Source organism: Kistimonas scapharcae (assembly GCF_039540975.1).
Classification (GTDB): Bacteria; Pseudomonadota; Gammaproteobacteria; order Pseudomonadales; family Endozoicomonadaceae; genus Kistimonas; species Kistimonas scapharcae.
Genome location: NZ_BAABFL010000424.1, coordinates 1 through 19,051, shown reverse-complemented (window position 1 = coordinate 19,051; position 19,051 = coordinate 1). Strand labels below are relative to the sequence as shown.

General features: G+C 50.6%; 17 protein-coding genes. 9 read left to right on the top strand and 8 right to left on the bottom strand.

Annotated features, from left to right (window positions below; genetic code table 11):
- Positions 1-126: 126 nt before the first annotated feature.
- Complete coding sequence (locus ABD892_RS16950) at positions 127-1,884, bottom strand: glycosyltransferase family 39 protein (protein WP_345197128.1); 1,758 nt, start codon at positions 1,882-1,884, stop codon at positions 127-129.
- A complete protein-coding gene (locus ABD892_RS16945) occupies positions 1,884-2,912 on the bottom strand; it encodes a glycosyltransferase family 2 protein (RefSeq protein WP_345197127.1) in 1,029 nt (342 codons plus the stop codon). Before ABD892_RS16945 ends, ABD892_RS16950 begins: the two co-directional genes overlap by 1 nt.
- A 93-nt stretch (positions 2,913-3,005) precedes the next feature.
- On the opposite strand from ABD892_RS16945, the gene ABD892_RS16940 reads away from it, so the two are divergent.
- From ABD892_RS16940 to ABD892_RS16910, 7 genes are all read left to right on the top strand, one after another.
- The gene (locus ABD892_RS16940) at positions 3,006-3,419 is read left to right on the top strand and encodes a GtrA family protein (RefSeq protein WP_345197126.1); all 414 of its coding nucleotides are present in this window, start codon (positions 3,006-3,008) and stop codon (positions 3,417-3,419) included.
- 499 nt (positions 3,420-3,918) lie between these two features.
- Entirely contained in the window at positions 3,919-5,808 is a 1,890-nt protein-coding gene (gene mnmG / locus ABD892_RS16935; RefSeq protein WP_345197125.1) for a tRNA uridine-5-carboxymethylaminomethyl(34) synthesis enzyme MnmG, read from the top strand.
- A gap of 586 nt (positions 5,809-6,394) precedes the next feature.
- Positions 6,395-7,036, top strand: coding sequence for a 16S rRNA (guanine(527)-N(7))-methyltransferase RsmG (rsmG, locus tag ABD892_RS16930; protein ID WP_345197124.1), 642 nt, complete (start codon positions 6,395-6,397; stop codon positions 7,034-7,036).
- Between the two features lie 43 nt (positions 7,037-7,079).
- Positions 7,080-7,892, top strand: a complete 813-nt coding sequence (locus ABD892_RS16925) for a ParA family protein (protein WP_345197123.1) — start codon at positions 7,080-7,082, stop codon at positions 7,890-7,892.
- Between the two features lie 2 nt (positions 7,893-7,894).
- On the top strand, positions 7,895-8,812 hold the full coding sequence (locus tag ABD892_RS16920; RefSeq protein ID WP_345197122.1) for a ParB/RepB/Spo0J family partition protein: 918 nt from the start codon (positions 7,895-7,897) through the stop codon (positions 8,810-8,812).
- Positions 8,813-8,882: 70 nt separating this feature from the next.
- Positions 8,883-9,266 carry a hypothetical protein gene (locus ABD892_RS16915; protein ID WP_345197121.1) on the top strand — a complete coding sequence of 128 codons (384 nt, stop codon included), beginning with the start codon at positions 8,883-8,885 and terminating at the stop codon, positions 9,264-9,266.
- A gap of 327 nt (positions 9,267-9,593) precedes the next feature.
- Positions 9,594-10,103, top strand: a complete 510-nt coding sequence (locus ABD892_RS16910; protein ID WP_345197119.1) for a DM13 domain-containing protein — start codon at positions 9,594-9,596, stop codon at positions 10,101-10,103.
- A gap of 116 nt (positions 10,104-10,219) precedes the next feature.
- Here ABD892_RS16910 and ahpF read toward each other — a convergent pair whose 3' ends face one another.
- The 6 genes from ahpF to ABD892_RS16880 all read right to left on the bottom strand — a co-directional run bounded on the left by ahpF (position 10,220) and on the right by ABD892_RS16880 (position 16,766).
- Positions 10,220-11,806 (bottom strand): alkyl hydroperoxide reductase subunit F, encoded by a 1,587-nt coding sequence (gene ahpF / locus ABD892_RS16905; RefSeq protein WP_345197118.1) that lies wholly within the window; start codon positions 11,804-11,806, stop codon positions 10,220-10,222.
- 129 nt (positions 11,807-11,935) lie between these two features.
- Positions 11,936-12,505, bottom strand: coding sequence for an alkyl hydroperoxide reductase subunit C (ahpC, locus tag ABD892_RS16900; RefSeq protein WP_345197117.1), 570 nt, complete (start codon positions 12,503-12,505; stop codon positions 11,936-11,938).
- Between the two features lie 248 nt (positions 12,506-12,753).
- Positions 12,754-14,244, bottom strand: a complete 1,491-nt coding sequence (locus tag ABD892_RS16895) for a sodium:solute symporter family protein (protein WP_345197116.1) — start codon at positions 14,242-14,244, stop codon at positions 12,754-12,756.
- A 73-nt stretch (positions 14,245-14,317) separates the two neighbouring features.
- On the bottom strand, positions 14,318-15,286 hold the full coding sequence (locus ABD892_RS16890) for a DMT family transporter (RefSeq protein ID WP_345197115.1): 969 nt from the start codon (positions 15,284-15,286) through the stop codon (positions 14,318-14,320).
- Between the two features lie 106 nt (positions 15,287-15,392).
- Positions 15,393-15,515 (bottom strand): hypothetical protein, encoded by a 123-nt coding sequence (locus ABD892_RS16885; RefSeq protein WP_345197114.1) that lies wholly within the window; start codon positions 15,513-15,515, stop codon positions 15,393-15,395.
- 102 nt (positions 15,516-15,617) lie between these two features.
- Positions 15,618-16,766, bottom strand: coding sequence for a serine/threonine protein kinase (locus ABD892_RS16880; RefSeq protein WP_345197113.1), 1,149 nt, complete (start codon positions 16,764-16,766; stop codon positions 15,618-15,620).
- 731 nt (positions 16,767-17,497) lie between these two features.
- On the opposite strand from ABD892_RS16880, the gene ABD892_RS16875 reads away from it, so the two are divergent.
- Positions 17,498-18,058 carry a hypothetical protein gene (locus ABD892_RS16875; protein WP_345197112.1) on the top strand — a complete coding sequence of 187 codons (561 nt, stop codon included), beginning with the start codon at positions 17,498-17,500 and terminating at the stop codon, positions 18,056-18,058.
- Positions 18,059-18,104: 46 nt separating this feature from the next.
- Positions 18,105-18,806, top strand: a complete 702-nt coding sequence (gene fre / locus ABD892_RS16870) for an NAD(P)H-flavin reductase (RefSeq protein ID WP_345197111.1) — start codon at positions 18,105-18,107, stop codon at positions 18,804-18,806.
- Positions 18,807-19,051: the final 245 nt, after the last annotated feature.

Sequence of the window (19,051 nt, the reverse complement as noted above, 5' to 3'; positions counted from 1 at the left end):
GCGTTTTGTGCAAAAACTGTACTCTGTTGCCAAAAGTACGGCCAGCTTGCTCACATTCCCAAGGTTAAGCGGGATTTAAGGCAGCAAGCATAGACTTGATTGGAGGCGTGACCATGGGGTAAGGGATTACTTTGGCTGGCGATCCTTTATAACCATAAAATCAAAGCCCTTCTCGGAATGAATCAGCTGATAACGTTGATCAAGCCAATGTCTCAGACTGTCAGTGAACGGATTTCCATATTTATCGTTGGTTTTGTGAATGACCATTGCAGGCGGCTGTTCAGAAAACTGAGCCTCAAGTTCAAAGAGTGAGTGTTCACTATTAATGCTGACCCCGGCAAATAAATGAGCTGTAGGATTTTTCCTTCCGGAAAGGAAATACCATTGCGGGTGAGATGGAAAACTGAAAATTGTGTCTGACGGCTCGGTATTTTCATCAATCAGGGCTAATGAACGCTGGTAAAAATCAGTTTCTTCAGCGGTAAGATTGATCTGAGCACGTCCTTCCAGTCGGGAATTAGCCAAAAAATAACCCGGCTGAGTCGTCACAAATTGAGCAAAGCTGCGCTCCCAAACAGGGGTAGCTACCAGTGTTGTCTGTGTCCCGACGGTTATTACCACTAACCCAATAAAGCCGACTTTTTGCCACCGGGTTGGTTTACCCCATAACGAGAAACCGGCCAGTAACAAGGGAGGTGTTGACCAGATCAGATAGAGAGGAATTTCAAAATGAAGACTGGCCAGACCATAAAACGGGGCACAAACCACAAAAGCAGGCAATGCCTTGTGGCGATTGTCTGGTGAAAACTGAACAGCAAATCGCCGAGCAACCAACCAGCCTGCAATACCAGGTACTAAAACAAGACCTATCCACGTCAGGTAATTGATGGTGCTGATTGTATTGGTGATTTGGCTAATCTCACCACTTACAGTTACTAATAAGTCTGAATATCGCCAGATCTCGAAGAAAGGCATGGAAATCAAGGATAAGGGTAAAATCACAATATCCTGTAGCCAGACTTGCCAGATACCTTTGATCGACAAGTAGATAGCCAGCGGCAGGAAGGCTAGAAACAGTCCCAAACCACATGGAAAAAGAATACGCCAGACAGCCCTAACGTCAGGTCTTGCCTTCCAACTTGAAATCAAGGCAATCATAAGTGCCGGAAAGGCAAATAAGCTCAGTCCTGTGAGGTCACTCCGGTTTATGCTGTATCCCCCAACACCAAGAAATGCCAGAAACAGCAATAACCTCCCAAAGAAACCGCTTGAACGTGATACTACCTGAGCTTGTTGTACTTGTGGATGACTCAATAGCCATGTCACCATGCCACAACCGAGTAAAATGCCGGAAAGATGCCGAAACAGGACACACAATCCGACCATCAGCCCAAGCAGTACCAGTTTGCCAGGGTGGTCAAACAGATCCGTTTCTGCGGCAACTCTAAATGCGGCAATAGCAAAGAACAGGGCATAAAGGTTTGCGGTTGGATTGGCGCACGTCGGCATTCCCAGAGATGTCACCAGAATCATCCCGAGCATGGCGGGTAAACGCCCGCTCTCTCGTAATAACTGCCAGACAAGCACACATTGAATTATCGAAAGAAAAAGCAGCGGATAGCGTAATGAGAGCGTTGTAACGCCAAATAACTTCATTGCCGCAGCATGTCCCCAGAGAATATATCCGGGATGAATTTCATGAAAATCGACGTGGGGCGTTTCGCCATTGAGGAAGCGCTCGGCTGTGTGGGCGTAATAACCATCATCTGCACCAAGCCAGAAATCATTAAAACCGGTTAGCAGCAGAAACAGGGAGATAGTAAAGCCAAGGAAGAAATGCCCGTTTTCCTGAACCTTGAGGTAAAAGGCATTAAGCCGCGACATCACGAATTCCGTTCGGTGGTGCCCTGCTCGAAACCTCGGGTTTCGTAGATCAGGTAAAGAGGTCTTTGTTTCACTTCCTCAAAAAGTCCGGCAAGGTATTCACCGATCATGCCGATGGATAGCAGAATCACACCGCTGAAGAACAGGATCAGGGTAGCCAGTGTGGCGAATCCCGGGAAATCAATGCCAAAAATCAGTGTTTTAACGACAATATAAAAACCATAGAAAAACGCCATGCACGCTATCGTTGCGCCGGTAAAACTCCATATTCTTAGTGGAGCACTGGAGAATGAAATTATGCCTCTCAAGGCCCGATTCAGCATGGGGAGTAAAAGCCATTTTGTGGAACCTGCCGCCCGTTGATCCGGGGTGTATTCCATGTAGGTTGTGGGAAAACCTATCCACTGGTAAAGCCCTGCCTGGTAGCGGGACCGTTCTGTCAGACAAAGCAAGGCATCACAGGCTTTCCGATCCATCAGGCGAAAATGAGCAGCACTCTGAACCATTTCAAATGAGCAGATGCGCTGCATGATCCAGTAAAAAACAGATTTTGCTGAGCGAACAAACGGGGTTTCATCATTCCGGTGCTTGCGGATCATACAGACCATATCTGAACCTTCACGCCAGGCATTGAGCATATCGGGCAATAAGGTCGGTGGATGCTGGAGGTCGGCATCCATAATGCAGACAACCTGGCCGGAGGAATGAGCCAGCCCTGCAGTTATGGCGGCATCCTGCCCGAAATTACGACTCAGGCGTATAACACGTAATTCAGGAATGTCATTGCAACGGTTGAGGAGAAAGGGACCCGTTTTGTCAGAACTGCCGTCATCCACACAAATCACTTCAATGGTATCGCACAACGGCCGAACAACAGGGAGTAGGGCATCCAGCAACAGGTCGACACATTCTGCTTCGTTATAGAAAGGGATGATGATCGAGAGGCTGTCCGGAGCAGGTCTTAGCGTTTGTTCGTCAAATTGATTGGTATTGGCAGCGACGCACCTACCGGCAGACGTATCATCCATGTCACGGTCAGCCCTTGAAAAAACGAGTCATATCGATTCATGCTAGTGAAAGATCCTTAGAACAGCCACTTCAGACAACGCAGGGAGCCGCGGGTGCCACTGATCATTTTAGGGCGGGAAGTCTTTCGTTACGGGATTGTGGGACTCCTGTCAGCCGCTACGCATTTCCTGGCGGCGTTATATGCCATTGAGATTCTGCTGTTATCACCGATCGTAGGTAATCTTGGGGCTTTTGTGTTTGGCGCACTGGTGTCTTATCTCGGGAATACATTTTGGACGTTTGGCCACAGACGGGGAGTAACCTTTTTCTCTGGTCAGCAACGTTTTACACGCTATCTGATGCTGGCGGTATGTGGGTTTGTCTACAACGCGATTGGCATGTTGCTTCTCACTGAATGGACTGATTTTCCCGCAGCGGTCTGCATATTCCTGATTGTGGTCAGCTGGCCTGCCATCAGCTTTCTTCTCTGTCGCTACTGGATTTTCAAAGTAGCCACTCTCTCCTGATCCTTCCTTTAAGTTCGCTTTTTCCTGTTATCTAACCTGTTGAAAAGTAGGCAGAAAAGTACTCGGATAATCTATGGATGAATTATGAATCAATATCCAGTTGTGTGTAACTTTCTATTTATACACAGGCTAAACCCATCATAACCTTAGCTTCCCTACTTCAAGTTAACAGACTTGTTCAATAGCTATCTTGTTGATAATTAATATTATTTTTATCTTTTCCACGGAAATTATCCACACTATACATAACAACATAAACAAGAAAGAGATTAGATTGAATACTGAATATTAATTTATTTCTGTAATAACGGCAGTTACCGGCGGTGTAAAGGAAAACACCGGTTTTTTTTTGATCAACCGACGGTATACTTGCGCGATTTCTTCAGGCAGCCAGACACTTCGGCAACATTGACCGACGAAACGGAATTGCAACAATCAACAATGGTTTGCTGTCTGACTTTGAACTGATCAGACCCTTTATTAAGGAGGGACGAACTGCGTGGAATTTCCTGCACGGTTTGGCGTTATTGTTATTGGCGGCGGACATGCCGGCACAGAAGCGGCCCTGGCAGCCGCACGTATGGGTGTTAAAACACTGTTGGTCACCCACAATATTGAAACGCTGGGACAGATGTCCTGTAACCCGGCTATTGGTGGTATCGGTAAAAGTCATCTGGTAAAGGAAATTGACGCCCTGGGTGGCGTAATGGCCATGGCGACCGACCGTGGTGGTATCCAGTTTCGTGTATTGAACTCCCGAAAGGGCCCCGCCGTCCGTGCAACCCGCGCGCAGGCTGACCGTATCCTTTATAAAGCCGCGATTCGGGAAACCCTGGAAAACCAGGAAAATCTCTGGCTGTTCCAGCAGTCTGTGGAAGACCTGATTGTTGAAGGGGATAAAGCGGTCGGTGTTGTCACCCAGATGGGGCTGCGTTTTTATTCAGATACCGTGGTTCTAACCGCAGGAACATTCCTTGGTGGTGTTATCCACATCGGACTGGAAAATTATTCCGGTGGTCGTGCCGGTGATCCGCCTTCTATTGGTCTGGCAAAACGTCTGAGAGAACTGCCGTTCCGTGTGGAACGCCTGAAAACCGGTACGCCGCCACGAATTGATGCGCGTTCTGTGGATTTCTCAGTCATGCAGGTACAGCCAGGCGATACGCCGGTGCCTGTGATGTCGTTCATGGGCTCTGTTGAGGAACATCCGGAACAGATCAGCTGCTATATCACGCATACTAATGAACGCACTCACGATATCATCCGTGGTGGCCTGGATCGCTCACCGATGTATACCGGTGTGATTGAAGGCATTGGTCCCCGTTACTGCCCGTCGATTGAGGATAAAATCCAGCGTTTTGCGGATAAAAACTCCCATCAGGTGTTCATTGAGCCGGAAGGCCTGACAACCCACGAGTTGTATCCGAACGGGATATCCACAAGTCTGCCGTTTGATGTGCAGCTGGCGCTGGTCCGTTCCATCCGTGGTATGGAAAACGCGCATATCTGCCGACCGGGCTACGCGATCGAATACGATTTCTTCGATCCCCGTGACCTGACCAGCTCTCTGGAAACCAAATTTATCGATGGTTTGTTCTTCGCCGGACAGATCAACGGAACCACCGGCTACGAAGAAGCAGGCGCTCAGGGGCTTCTGGCAGGCCTTAACGCTGCTCTGAAGGCCCAGGGCAAGGAAGCATGGTGTCCGCGCCGTGACGAGGCTTATATCGGCGTTATGGTGGATGATCTGATCACCAACGGCACGACCGAACCGTACCGTATGTTCACAAGTCGTGCCGAATACCGTCTGATTCTTCGGGAAGATAACGCCGACCTTCGTCTGACCGAAAAAGGCCGTGAACTGGGCCTGGTGGATGACCGCCGCTGGCGGGCTTTTTGTGAAAAACAGGAAGGCATTGAGAAAGAAACGGCGCGTTTGTCCACAACGTACATCCATCCGAATACCGCAGCAGCGGAACAGGTGAATGCGAAGCTGGAAAACCCCATTGGCCGTGAATACAGCCTGCTGGAACTGTTGAGAAGACCGGAACTCGTTTATGACGATGTGGCATCTCTGAATGGCGAGCCTGTGGATAACCGTCAGGTAGCGGAACAGGTCGAAATCCAGACGAAATACCAAGGCTATATAGAGCGCCAGACCGAAGAGATTGATCGTCTGCGCCGTCATGAAGAAACCCGCCTGCCAGTAGATTTCGACTACGACGCGATTTCTGGTCTGTCTAACGAAGTGCGGATCAAACTGAAGGATATTCGTCCGGAAACACTGGGACAGGCCAGTCGTATCCAGGGAGTCACACCTGCAGCAATCTCACTTCTGCTGATCTACCTGAAAAAACGGTCGATCATCAACGAGCGACAGCGGGCATAATCTGCTATTTCCGTGAGAAAAAGGGTGCATTTGCACCCTTTTTTATTGCTTGTTCCGCCCCAAAAGCCTGTTAAACAGAAAGAATGCAGTAAAAAATAAATTTGATTTTTGCCTGAAATGCCCTTGAATTATCTGCAAAATTACTGATTATTTAGTGGTTTTCACTAAAAAATAAATATTTTTGAGACTGTTTGTGCGAGTAAAAACAGGGTGAAAAATTTCCTTGTTAAAAACATAACTACTTGTTGAAAATTAAAAGATAATAGTCGTTTAGTTTAAGGGGGATAAAAAAACAATTTTCTCACAGATAACTTGTTTGAAAATTGATCGAAATATGAATAAATAAAATTTTATAAAACTATAGATACCAGACGTGTGACTTTTAATACCTGAAAATACCCGTATTTTTCAGTCTACTTCTTAACTACTTTCTTTTTTATATAAGACCAATTTTAGAAAATTGCACACTGGTCTGAATTCCAAGTTCACTTTATATATGAATGTTGTCGTTTATGGCGTACCACCCCCTATAGCCGGAGTCCGGGCTTTGCCATAAAATTGATCAATTTGCAGACGGGTTGTAACAGTGCACGGTATTGAGGGTTTACTCGCGGTTGGCGTCGATGCGATGGGGCTGGAAGCCTCCGATCAGCAGTTAGGTCAGCTGGCGGCGTATGTTGAACTGATGGCGAAATGGAACCAGGTCTACAACCTCACTGCAATTCGTGACAAAAACGCCATGGTCAGCCGGCATATTCTTGATAGTCTGACGCTAGTGCCGCACGTTAGCGGTGAGAATTTGCTCGATGTTGGTTCAGGCCCCGGTCTGCCGGGTATTCCGCTGGCCATCATGTTCCCGGAGCGACAGTTCAGCGTTCTGGATTGCAATGGCAAGAAAACCCGCTTCATGACCCAGGCAAAAACAGCCCTGGGGCTAAACAACGTCACGGTCGAAAACCGCCGGGTTGAAGAGTGGCAGGTCGAGACCGGCTTTGACGAAATTACCTCCCGCGCATTCAGTTCGCTGGAGGATATGGTGACCGGTACCAGCCATCTGCTGGCCGAAGGCGGTCGCTGGCTGGCGATGAAAGGCATTCATCCGGATGAAGAACTGGCGCAGTTGCAGGCCGTCAGACCGGATGTCCAGCTGGTTAAATCCATCCAACTCTCAGTTCCCGGTTGTGATGGAGAGCGTCATCTTGTCATAATAGAGGTTTCCGGGAACTGATACGGACAGACTTTTTCCGGCTATATACGTTCAGGTTCTTAATGTGAGCAAAATACTTGCGGTAACCAATCAGAAAGGTGGGGTCGGGAAGACCACCACATGTGTCAACCTGGCGGCCTCGCTGGCGGCGACCCGTCGACGTGTGTTGATGGTGGACACCGATCCCCAGGGCAACGCCACCATGGGCAGCGGGATCGATAAGCACCAGCTGGAATACTCCATTTACGATGTTCTGGTGGGTAACTGTACGATTGGCGAAGCAATCCAGGAAACGGATGATGCCGGTTTTTCCATCCTGCCGGCCAATGCCGACCTGACTGCCGCCGAAGTGGAGCTGCTGGACGTGCCGGAAAAGGAGCGCCGCCTGCAGAACGTGCTGGACTCTGTCCGTAGTGAATACGACTTTATCCTGATCGACTGCCCGCCTTCCCTGAACATGCTGACCGTTAACGCCATGGTGGCGGCGGACGGCGTGATTATCCCAATGCAGTGCGAATACTACGCCCTGGAAGGTCTGACGGCGTTGCTGGAGACCATTTCCGGCATTTCCCGGACCATGAACCCGAAGCTGCACATCGAAGGTATCTTGCGGACCATGTACGATCCGCGGAACAGTTTGACTTCCGAAGTGTCCAAACAGTTGATTGGGCATTTTGGTGACAAGGTTTACCGCAGTGTGATTCCCCGGAATGTCCGGCTGGCGGAAGCGCCCAGTTACGGACTGCCCGTGCTCAAGTACGACAAGAATTCCCGTGGCGCCATCGCTTACCTTGCCCTGGCCGGTGAGCTGATTCGCCGGCAGGAGGCCAATCAACAGGCTGTCGAGCCTCGGCAGACCTTATCCGCAGAGCTTTGACTATGGCAATGAAAAAACGCGGTTTGGGAAAAGGACTCGGTGCTCTGCTGCAGAGCGCCCAGGTGGCGGCAGAAATCCGGGAACTGCAGCAGCCGGAGACGCCGGAAAAGCCGATATCTGCGGAAGTTAAGGCAGTCCGGGACAAGATGCTGCGTGAAATTCCGGTGGAATTCATCCAGCGTGGCAAATATCAGCCACGCCGGGACATGAGCCCGGAAGCGCTGGAAGAACTCTCCAATTCCATCAAGGCCCAGGGCGTTATGCAGCCGATCGTGGTGCGCCCTTTGGACGAAAACCGCTATGAAATCATTGCCGGTGAGCGTCGTTGGCGCGCTACCCAGCTGGCTGGTTTGGATCGAATTCCGGCGGTTATCCGGGAAGTTTCCGATGAGTCTGCCATCGCCATGGCGCTTATCGAAAACATCCAGCGGGAAGACCTAAACCCGATCGAAGAAGCGCTGGCCTTGGTTCGCCTTAAGGATGAGTTTGAACTCACCCAGCAGGAAGTGGCGGACGCTGTGGGTAAATCCCGGGTTACGGTAACCAACCTGTTACGCCTCATGACACTCCAGGCGGATGTCATGAAAATGCTGGAATACGGCGATATTGAGATGGGGCACGCCAAGGCGTTGCTCGGCCTGAGCGGCAATGATCAGCTCGAAGCCGCCCGGACCGTTGTCGCGAAAAGTCTTTCTGTCCGCCAAACTGAAGCACTGGTTCGCCGCCTTCAGCAGCAGAAAGAATCGCCTGCGTTTGAGATCAAGCGCGTTGATCCCAACATCAAAACGCTGGAAGAAGACCTTTCCCAGCGTATTGGTGCCCGCGTTGCCATTCAGCACTCCGCCAAGGGCAAGGGTAAGCTGGTGATCAGCTACAACAGCCTGGATGAGTTGGACGGCGTGCTGGAACATATCAAGTAATGCTTAAACAGTAGCCTTTCAGGAACGAAAGGCTACGCATTGCAGCGTATGAAAAAGGACTTGGTCAGGAATGGATAAAGCGTTTGGTATTCTGTTTATTTCTCTCTACACCGTCTTCTTTTTTGGTGGTTTTGCGATCCTCTATGGCCTAATTGCTGGTTGTGTTGTATTTCGCAAATTACGGAAGTTGTTTCCTGCGTTTTTGGTGTTACTGGCTTACCAGGCTTTGTGTGTCGCCATTATTTTCCCCCAGTTTATCCCCGGTTTAGTGACGTTTATTGCGCTCGCTGGTGTTCTGCCGCTTATTCTGGGCATCGGCAGCTGTCTGTGGGGATGGCGGAAAATGGATACTAAACGCGAAAAAGGTATCGCAATAACATTGATAACTTTGGGATATTTTTTCACTGCATTTCTGGTGTTTTTTTATATCACTGCCATATGGGGAACGATTTGAGAGTGATCTTAGGACTTTCAAAATATCCTCAGTTTTCAGTCTCCAGTATTTTATTCACACCATGTCTCAATTGCAGAGGTATCACCTTTTCCCATTGTTTGAAACTACGGCAGAAAGAGCTGTTATCGCGCGCCCCCAAGCTTTGGCTATTTCGCTGATGCCCATGGAGAACATGGTGGTTTTCTCGGGCACATTCCTGACGAAATTCATCCAATGAACAGACAGCTAGCAAATGTTTATAACTTTATTGAAGTGTGAAACACTAATATGAATTTAGTGCTCTAAAATAAGCGACATTATAATAACTAACCCGGCGTAGGTCTGAACATGAGTCATCGAAAAAGTAAGATCCCTCGTCTAGCGTTACTGACGTTCTCTCATATCGTATGCCTTACTGTGGGTTTTGCTGCTGGCATTTACATTCTGCCCATCCTGATAGCTCCCGAATCACCTTCGTTAACCGTTATTGAAGACAGCCAGAAGACTACGCGTTTTCAGGGACAGTTTTCGAAGGATAGGAAAGACAGCGACAAGTTCCACTGGGGCGAGGGTCAATTCAGTATCAATAAGGATTCCATCAGCTTTTCAGGAGAGCTGGCGCCTGGGCCTGACTACAAGCTGTATATGTCACCGGTTTACGTAGAAACGGAAGAGGCTTTTAATCAGCACAAGGCAGAGATGGTTCGAATTGGCGATGTCAAAACGTTCGATAATTTCATTATTCCGATGTCATCCACCGTAGACCCTGCGCAGTACAACACGGTTATTATCTGGTGTGAGACGTTTGGGCAGTTTATTACCTCTGGACAGTACCAAGATTCGTTCAAAACACATTAAAACAAACAGGAATCGACAGTTATTGAGTTGAACGATGTTCTTAATCGTGAGGAAAGACATACAAACACAAGCTACACCCAAGGATGTAGCTTGTAAGAGAAGGTTTCCAAGAGTTTTTAGGCTGCGTCTTGGTTTTCACCCATAATTGGGGTTCTTATCAGGTAATCAAACGCACCCAATGCTGCAGTAGCACCACTGCCCATGGCAATGATGATCTGTTTGTAAGGCACGGTTGTCGCATCACCTGCAGCAAACACACCGGGCAGAGAAGTATCACCCTGAGCGCCAGTGATGATCTCACCGCGAGGCGACAGTTCCACTGCTCCTTTCAGGAACTCGGTGTTAGGCACCAGGCCGATCTGGACAAAGATACCGGCTAATTCCAGTTCTTTGCTCTCACCGGTTTTGCGATCGGTATAACGCAGGCCTGTCACCTGTTCGCCGTTGCCAATAACCTCGGTAGTCTGGGCTTCCTTGATAATGTCAATATTGCCCATGGAGCGTGCCTTGTCCTGCAGTACCGCGTCAGCGCGCAGGGTGTCGGCAAATTCCAGTACAGTCACGTGTTCCACTATACCGGCCAGGTCGATCGCTGCTTCAATACCGGAGTTACCGCCACCGATAACTGCGACTTTCTTACCTTTGAACAGCGGACCGTCACAGTGCGGGCAGTACGCAACACCGCGACCACGGTATTCCTGCTCACCCGGTACATTCATTTCCCGCCAGCGGGCACCGGTAGCCAGAATCAGGGAACGGCTCTTGAGCTTGGCACCGCTTTCCAGTTCCACTTCAATCAGGCCGCCAACGGATTCTGCACCAATGATCTTGCTGGCGCGTTGGCTGCTCATGATATCCACATCGTAATCGCGAACATGTTCTTCCAGGCCGGAAACCAGTTTCGGTCCTTCTGTCGCTTTTACAGAGATAAAGTTCTCGATGGCCATGGTATCCATGACCTGTCCGCCGAAGCGATCCGCTACGATACCGGTACGAATGCCTTTACGGGCCGCGTAAATTGCTGCAGAAGCACCCGCAGGGCCGCCACCGACAACCAGTACATCAAAAGGATCTTTTTCGCTGATGGCTTCAGCCTGGCGCTCGGCGGCCTTGCTATCCATCTTGTTCAGGATTTCCGCCAAGGCAATACGACCCTGCGCGAACAGTTCACCGTTCAGGTAGACCGAAGGTACGGCCATGATCTTGCGGCTGTCGACCTCTTCCTGGAACAGGGCGCCGTCGATCATGACGTTGGTAATCCTGGGATTAATCGCTGCCATCATGTTCAGTGCCTGGACCACATCCGGGCAGTTCTGGCAGCTCAGGGAGACATAGGTCTCGAAATGGTATTCGCCGGACAGGCCTTTGATCTGCTCGATCATCGCCTCATCCAGTTTCATCGGATGACCGCCGCTGTGCAGCAGCGCCAGTACCAATGAGGTGAATTCGTGGCCCATGGGCAGGCCGGCAAACCGGATTTCACTGCCGGTGGCCGCGGAGCGAACCAGCATGGAAGGTTTGCGTTCGTTGTTGTCACGGCTTTCAGTTGCAGTGACCAGTGGAGACATGGTGGCAATTTCCTGAACCAGCTGGCTCAGTTCCCCGGATTTTGCGCTGTCATCAACCGACGCCACGAGTTCAACCGGGGTTTTCAGGTTTTGCAGATAGCTCTGTAACTGCGATTTGATTTTGGCGTCCAGCATGGCTGCTTCCGTCCTTTATGAAATACTGCAAACAAAAGCGTTCGGAAAACGCCCCGCCTGGGGCGGGGCGGCTCACGGCTGCCGCTGATGGAGAGGACGACAGCCAGTGATTCTTACTTTTCTTCAGGTTTAGATCTTGCCGACCAGGTCCAGGGAAGGTGCCAGGGTCTCTTCGCCAGGCTGCCATGCGGCCGGGCAGACTTCGCCGTCGTGCTCAGCGATGTACTGGGCTGCCTGGGTCTTGCGGACCATGTCCTTGGCGGAGCGGCCGATGCCCAGGTCGTGGACTTCAGTGACCTTGATCTCGCCTTCAGGATTGATCAGGAAGCTGCCGCGCAGGGCCAGACCTTCTTCCTCAATCATCACACCGAAGTTGCGGCTGATGACGCCAGTGGGGTCGCCTATCATCGGGAAGCGGATCTTGTTGATGGTGTCGGAGCTGTCGTGCCATGCCTTGTGAGTGAAGTGGGTGTCGGTGGACACGGAGTACACTTCAACGCCCATGGCCTGCAGTTGCTCGTAGTGATCCGCCATGTCGCCCAGCTCGGTGGGGCAGACAAAGGTAAAGTCAGCCGGGTAGAAGAAGACGATGGACCACTTGCCCATCAGGTCCTGTTCGGTAACTTCGACGAAATCGCCGTTGTGGAAGGCTGTCGCTTTGAAAGGCTTGATTTTGGTGTTGATCAGAGACTGAGTCATGGTCATGTTCCTCGGGTTGTTCGTTTGTGAGTAACGTTTCGTTGTGGTAACTATAAGGCCAGCTCTTAGATGTTTAAAATTAATTAAAATTATAGGTTTAATAGATTTTTGTTAATGATAGAGCCGTCTTGTCAGCAGGGATAACTACCGGTTCAGGAATGCTGTCTGAAGGGCATAAATCGAAAAAAAACCCCGCATTTGCGGGGTTAAAAATGTTATCAGTCTTCACTGATAACGGCTCCTCGACATCAGTGTGACCCGGACTCCGCCAGGGTCAGTAACCGGGGCTTACCTACCATCAGGGTTTCCATCCGGCTTAAACGACTCACCACCACATAAACGATGCTGGATACCAGGCAGCCAATCAGTGGCGCTTCCACCCAGCCGGTATTCGTAAATAACAGCAGGCCGCCACAGAGGCAAAAACCGGTCATCATGCTGGCCAGTGCGCCGTGGGCATTGCCGGGCAGGAAACTGCTGATCAGAACCGGGCCAATCAGGGTGGCCATCAGCGTGCCGGTGGCGGTAATCGCGAACAATGACAGCATGACGGGCGGTGCGTAGAGGGTCATCACTAGGGTCACGCCACCCAGACAAGCCAGGATACAGCGGTTAAAACGCAGGGCATATTTCTGGGATAGGTGACGGTTCGGGAAAAGTGCAACGCGCAGGTCATGGGAAAGGGCAGAAGAGGACACCTGCAGTACCGAACTGGCCGTGGATTTCATCGCAAAAATGATGAACAGGGTGATCAGACCGGAAGCTAATGGAGAAACAAAATTCGCCAGGAAATACGGCATGGCGTTATCTGCATTGCCCAGTTCCGGATGCTGGATACGTACATAAAGCCCGACGATCGGCACCAGGCTGAGCAGGCAGGCGATCGGCGCCATGATCAATGCAACTTGGTGGATTTTCACATCTTTCCGAAACGCCAGAAAACGCACAGACATATAAGGAAGAATGGCGCTGAACAGGAAGGCATAGGGGAAAATCATGAATACCTGGAACCGTGAGTCGCCATAAGGGGCTGCGGTGTCCGGTGCTACCAGTGCTGGCTCAATGGCTTCCAGTTGGGTCAGCAGTTCTGTCGGTGAGAGATCACTGAAAATACGGTGTGCAATAAATACGGCTGCCGCGGTCATGCCTGCGACCATCAGGGTATCCGTCCAGGCCACGGCGGCCATCCCCCCCAGTGTGGTGTAAAGGATGATGATCCCGATCATCAGCACAATGGCGTGGTTGACAGATATACCGAGCCAGCTGCCGCCCAGCATACCCATGGCGCGGAGCTGACCTACCAGGAATACCAGCAGCAACAGTGCTGTCGCCAGCGCAGCAAATCCGTGGATAAAGCGCGTCATGGCAGGGGAGCCGGGATGGCTGCGGGAAATATATTCAGGGATAGTAAGACTGCCCATCTTCAGGGCGCGGCGATAAAGGAAAGACGCAAAGAATAAAACAGCAAGACACATGGCGGGCGCATAGAGAAAATTGCCCAACACTTCGATAGTGCCGTATTTGTAGGCAACCCCCGGCGAACCCATAAAGCCCCAGCCGCTGTAACCGGTGGCGACAATACTGGCGGCGCCCACCACCGGCCCCAGGCTGCGCCCGGCCAGCAGAAACCCGCCTTCCCCCTTGCTGTTACAGACCCGGCGGCTGGAAATCAGTCCCATGGCCACCAGGATAAAAACGGAAATACCCAATACAACCCAGTTAATCCAGTTCGAGGTCATCAGTGAACCCTCTCTCTTGGCGGGCGCAGCGCGTTGATTCGCTGCGTCGTGAAACAGTTAACCTATAGAGCGGTTAGTGCGTGTGACGAACTGTTTCTGGAACCGGGGTTGGCTGTCGGAGTTTGCTGAAGTGATCGACCACGGTGCTGGCTACCACCTGGCCGACACCCCCAATAATGATCATGGCGCCGCCGAAGGCCTGGAAGGCGGTCATGGATTCACCGAAGACCAGGATACCGATACCGGCGCCGACTGCGCACTCAAAGTAAGCGACACAGGCCAGTTCCGCAGCTTTCAGGTGGCGGGCGGCCACGGCCAGCAGGCCCAGGGCGGCAAAGCCGGTGAAGAAGGCCATGGCGATCAGCCAGAGCCAGGAGCTGCCGTCCATCATCGCCAGTGAGGGTGGGTTGAGGATCAGGTAAACGGCAATGCCCAGTCCGCCAAACAGGAAGTTATAGAAAGAGCGGATTTCTGAAGAGACATCGGTGCGGTAACGGCTGAGGAAGAGGTACAGGCCATAACCGAAGCCGGAGACCAGACCGAGCATGTCACCCAGCATGTTTTCCGCTTTGAAGCTGAGGCTCATGGTAAAGCCGGTAGCCGCGTCGTAGTTGATCAGACCGAGGATCATGAGCGTCCCGATAAATACCAGGAACAGCAGGCAGCCGGTGATTTTATCCACTTTCTCTTTCAGGAAAATGGCGGCCAGAATGCTGGAAAACAGCGGGCCGGTATAAATCAGGAACACGGCGTTGGCGAGTGTCGTATGTTGGGTAGACGACACATAAGCAGCCAGACAGAGACCCAGCGAAACACCGCCGCAGATAATAGCAGGTGAAAGTCGTGTACCGCGCAGGTAAATCAATTTGCCACTGGCAAGGATGATGGCGAGGGTGCCGATCGCACCGACGGTGAAACGGGTAAAGGCAATGACATCACCGGAGGTATTGATATGGCGGGCAAACAATCCCACGCAGCCCATCAGCGTCGCTGATATCAGCATCGTGGTATAGCCCAGGGCCTTGGTATTGGTGGTGGACACGGTTGAACTCCCTGGTATCAAATTTCTTGATAAAACTGTCTGGAAGTCCGGACGTGAAGGATGCAGGAAACATAGTGAGAAATGGCTGGCGCCGGAGGCTCAGCGATCACTGTTCTGCAATACCTTTGGCGCCTTTCGCTTCCCGATAGCAGTAGACAGCTGTCACAAAACCTAACAGCGCAAGGTTGAGCACAACAAAACTGGCAGCGGTCCATGAACTGGTGAACATTGTGAATATCCTCCGCGCAATGGTGCTGATTATCCTTGCCTGATACTGAATAACCCCTGAACAAAACCAGGAAAGCGCCGAAGCGCTTTCCTGTTATCTCTCTTATTCGACCGGACGGATCTGGGTGCCAGGCACCTGAACCGGGAAGTAGTCTTCGCAGGTACCTTCGCGGTAGACGTCCGCGGTACAGCAGTGGATACCACCACCGAAGGCGTAGGCGTCGCGCAGAGGCACAGGGATAACTTCCATGCCCAGTTTGTCCATCTGTTCCATCTGGTGGACTTCGCTGGCTTCGACGCAAACGGTCTTGTGGTCCAGCACCAGGCAGTTCATGGATAGCCATGTGCTGGAGTAGCACAGCGGCGGTGGGTTGTCGTGGGCAGGCATCGCGGCATCAACGATTTCCCAGTCGTTCTTCGCGAAGATCTTACGCTGTTCTTCCGGCATCTTACGATGCGGGTTGTTGATGCACAGACCGGGACGCAGAGGAACGAAGGTAGCGTCGATGTGGATGGGGTAGGGGTCGCCGGGGAAGTTGACCGCATGTACCCGGTGGTTCGGGAAGTGGCGCTGCATCCATTCCATCGCAGTGCGGTTGGTGGTCAGACCGTGCTGGACGAACAGGTCCTTACCCATACGCATGACGTCAGCGGCGTCGAACATCGGTTCTACTTCAGTGGTGACAAACTCTTTGGCTGCCACTTTTTCCAGACGCTCTTCGATGGTCATGGCGTGCTTGCCCATGCCATAGTTCGGACGATAGGACTCATCGGTCAGGCGAGGACGTGGCGCTTGTTCCCAACGGAAGTTGGGGTCTTCGCGGAAGTACTGGTTCATCAGCGGCCAGTAGGCCAGGTATTCAAAGTAACGGCAGCGGAAGGACATGGCTGCGGAGAGGATTTCGTTACCGACAGTCAGCAGAACATCCCGTGGGGGCATGCAGCCGAACATGGAGAAGGTGCGGAAGTCAGGGGTGGATACCGCCTGGTTCCACTGGATCGGAGTAGGACGGTCAACACGGATACCACGGGATTCGAGCAGTTTGGCAAAGCCGTCGAGTTGTTCGTTAGCGGCTTCAACGGTCTCCAGCGGACGGGGACCCCACATGCCTTTCATCTTGCTGTCTACAGGAACTTTGTCGTCTACAGCAGGTTCTGAAGGAGGCACACAGCAGTGGTCGGCGCGGCCGACGATCACGTGGCGGAGAGGGTCAAAGTCGTTCCAGGAGCTGACAATAGTATCTTGAGTCACAGGAAATACTCCTCAATTAACACATTAGCTAGCGTCATTTATCGGATCCGGCAGTGGTTGGCTGCCCGATCAAATCAACACCCTGTGCGCTGTCGCCATAGCCCGCGGCTGGACGGTTTACCCTCGGGTAAAAAATGAAGCCGTGTCGTTTATGGCCCGGATTCTTCGGGCAATACTTTCCCGCATTTTTAATCGATAAAGATCGATAAAAAATGGAATCCATGCTGCGCTTTCGTTCACGACTGCCGGTTATTTATCATGCAACGACTGTCCGGCAGTTTTTTGCTTCCCGGTTCCGGTGTAACCATCAGTGCCCGGGGTTGGTTGCTATCCTACGCCTTCGGTGGCGGTAAACTACAAAAAAACTGCTAGGGCTTACCTGTTTGATGCTCACGAATATCGGGAAAAAGCTGTTTATTCTATGAACATTGATTTGGGTCAAAAATCGATTATTGATCGAATTTGAGCCACTGTTTTCTGAGATGAAACAGGGTTTTCAGTGAGAGAAAAGACGCTTTTGCAGGGCGCTAAATATGCCTTTTGGTGATGATAGGTGTGCTTTTCTGCAGTTTGATGGAAATACACGTCTTTCTTGTCGTTTTTATGAATAGCCGCAAAAAGAGGTTGTCCTGTTTGTGATATTTTTTGTCCAGATGTTTGTAATCTGCCAGCACAACGAAACCTACACTGTGTCGCATCAAAGACATTACAGATACAAAGAGGATGTAACCATGCAACCTGTCCCCCTTTCCCTTGAACTCACTGAAGATCATCCGGCATACCAGTGGGCAAAACGTCAATCTGATGCTGTCGGCGCAATAGGACATATTGGTACCCATATTGACTGTTATACCCGTGAACCTGAAGAGGCTTTTTATCGTGTAGAAACCATTGTGCTGGATTGCCGCAGCGGTATGCCTGCTGCAGACGACATTAACCAGTTAAATCTGTCAGGCAAGGCGCTGGTACTTTATACCGCTAACCTGGAATGCAATGGCTATGGCAACGATGTATATGCCAAAACCAGCACTGTATTGGAAAGCCATGTACTGGATCAGATTCTGATGAGTTCACCTGCCTTTATCGTAATTGACAGTTATGGCATCGGCGGTCATGGCGGAGAGCACCAGATGTTCGACAAACGTTGTGAGAAACATGGCTGTTTTGTCATTGAAAACATCACGCTGACCGAGTCTGTGGCGGAACAGCTGACTCAGCTGGAGATCACTATCGACAAGACTATCCAGTCATCCGGTAAGCGGGTGGATGTGAAGGCTATTCTGAAGCACTAAAAGGACTATGGCCGGTGATTCATACCGGCCATGATAGGGACAGAGAATGATGTACTGTACTGTTGAATCGATAAAACAGGTTGGGCCAGTGGTTTATCTGGTTATCTTGCAGTCTGAACAGGTAGTTGACCATAAACCCGGTCAATACCTCTATTTACAGATGGATGACTTAACGTGGCGCCCCTTTTCCATCGCCAGTATTCCGGACGGTTCCAATCGATTAGAGTTGCATATTGGTGGCGCGGAGCCCAACCAATACCTCGATGACATCCTTGGTTACTTACATAGCACTTATCATCATGGCCAGCGCCTACGTATAGATGCACCACATGGTCGTGCCTGGTTCAGGGATAATAGCGAACGCCCCCTGTTACTGATTGCTGGCGGCACAGGGTTTTCTTATATTCAAAGCCTGTTGAGGCACAGTCTGAAATATTACCCTGACAAGGGTGTGTATCTTTATTGGGGAGGGCGTTATCAGGCGCATCTCTATTTTGACAGGGAGTTGATAGCACTGACTAAGCACTATAAATCATTGAACTATGTACCTGTTGTTGAACATCCATCCGTTGGCTGGCCCGGTAAAACTGGACAGGTCATCGGCGCAGTGTGCGAGGATTTTAAAACACTGGAAGAAATGGACATCTACCTCTGTGGAAATCCAAGTATGGTATGTGAAGCCAAAGATCAGTTTATAGATGCTAAAAAAGCCATTATTACCCGGATTATTTCGGACGCGTTAATGTAAAGTTTGATTGTGGATTAGCTATGTGTTTTGAGTAAGTATGTTTTTTCGGATTATACCTGAATATCCTTTGGTGGTCTGAATTGTATGTTTGATTTGTTTATTATGGGGTATGAAATTATAAAAAATCTATGTCAGTATGTTATAACATGAACGTTAAAAATGATCCTGATTACCACCTAACATAAGCCATTCTCCCGTCTAAACTTACGACACTGGTTTTCCTTGGGTTAGGAGACGTGTCATGG

What these genes read in the sequence shown, in the direction of transcription:
- ABD892_RS16885 (WP_345197114.1), bottom strand. Translation starts at nt 15,515, where the DNA reads ATGTTCACCAGTTCATGGACCGCTGCCAGTTTTGTTGTGCTCAACCTT.
- ABD892_RS16875 (WP_345197112.1), top strand. Translation starts at nt 17,498, where the DNA reads ATGCAACCTGTCCCCCTTTCCCTTGAACTCACTGAAGATCATCCGGCA.
- ABD892_RS16915 (WP_345197121.1), top strand. Translation starts at nt 8,883, where the DNA reads ATGGATAAAGCGTTTGGTATTCTGTTTATTTCTCTCTACACCGTCTTC.
- ahpC (WP_345197117.1), bottom strand. Translation starts at nt 12,505, where the DNA reads ATGACTCAGTCTCTGATCAACACCAAAATCAAGCCTTTCAAAGCGACA.
- ABD892_RS16910 (WP_345197119.1), top strand. Translation starts at nt 9,594, where the DNA reads ATGAGTCATCGAAAAAGTAAGATCCCTCGTCTAGCGTTACTGACGTTC.
- ahpF (WP_345197118.1), bottom strand. Translation starts at nt 11,806, where the DNA reads ATGCTGGACGCCAAAATCAAATCGCAGTTACAGAGCTATCTGCAAAAC.
- ABD892_RS16920 (WP_345197122.1), top strand. Translation starts at nt 7,895, where the DNA reads ATGGCAATGAAAAAACGCGGTTTGGGAAAAGGACTCGGTGCTCTGCTG.
- ABD892_RS16895 (WP_345197116.1), bottom strand. Translation starts at nt 14,244, where the DNA reads ATGACCTCGAACTGGATTAACTGGGTTGTATTGGGTATTTCCGTTTTT.
- ABD892_RS16945 (WP_345197127.1), bottom strand. Translation starts at nt 2,912, where the DNA reads ATGGATGATACGTCTGCCGGTAGGTGCGTCGCTGCCAATACCAATCAA.
- ABD892_RS16950 (WP_345197128.1), bottom strand. Translation starts at nt 1,884, where the DNA reads ATGTCGCGGCTTAATGCCTTTTACCTCAAGGTTCAGGAAAACGGGCAT.
- fre (WP_345197111.1), top strand. Translation starts at nt 18,105, where the DNA reads ATGATGTACTGTACTGTTGAATCGATAAAACAGGTTGGGCCAGTGGTT.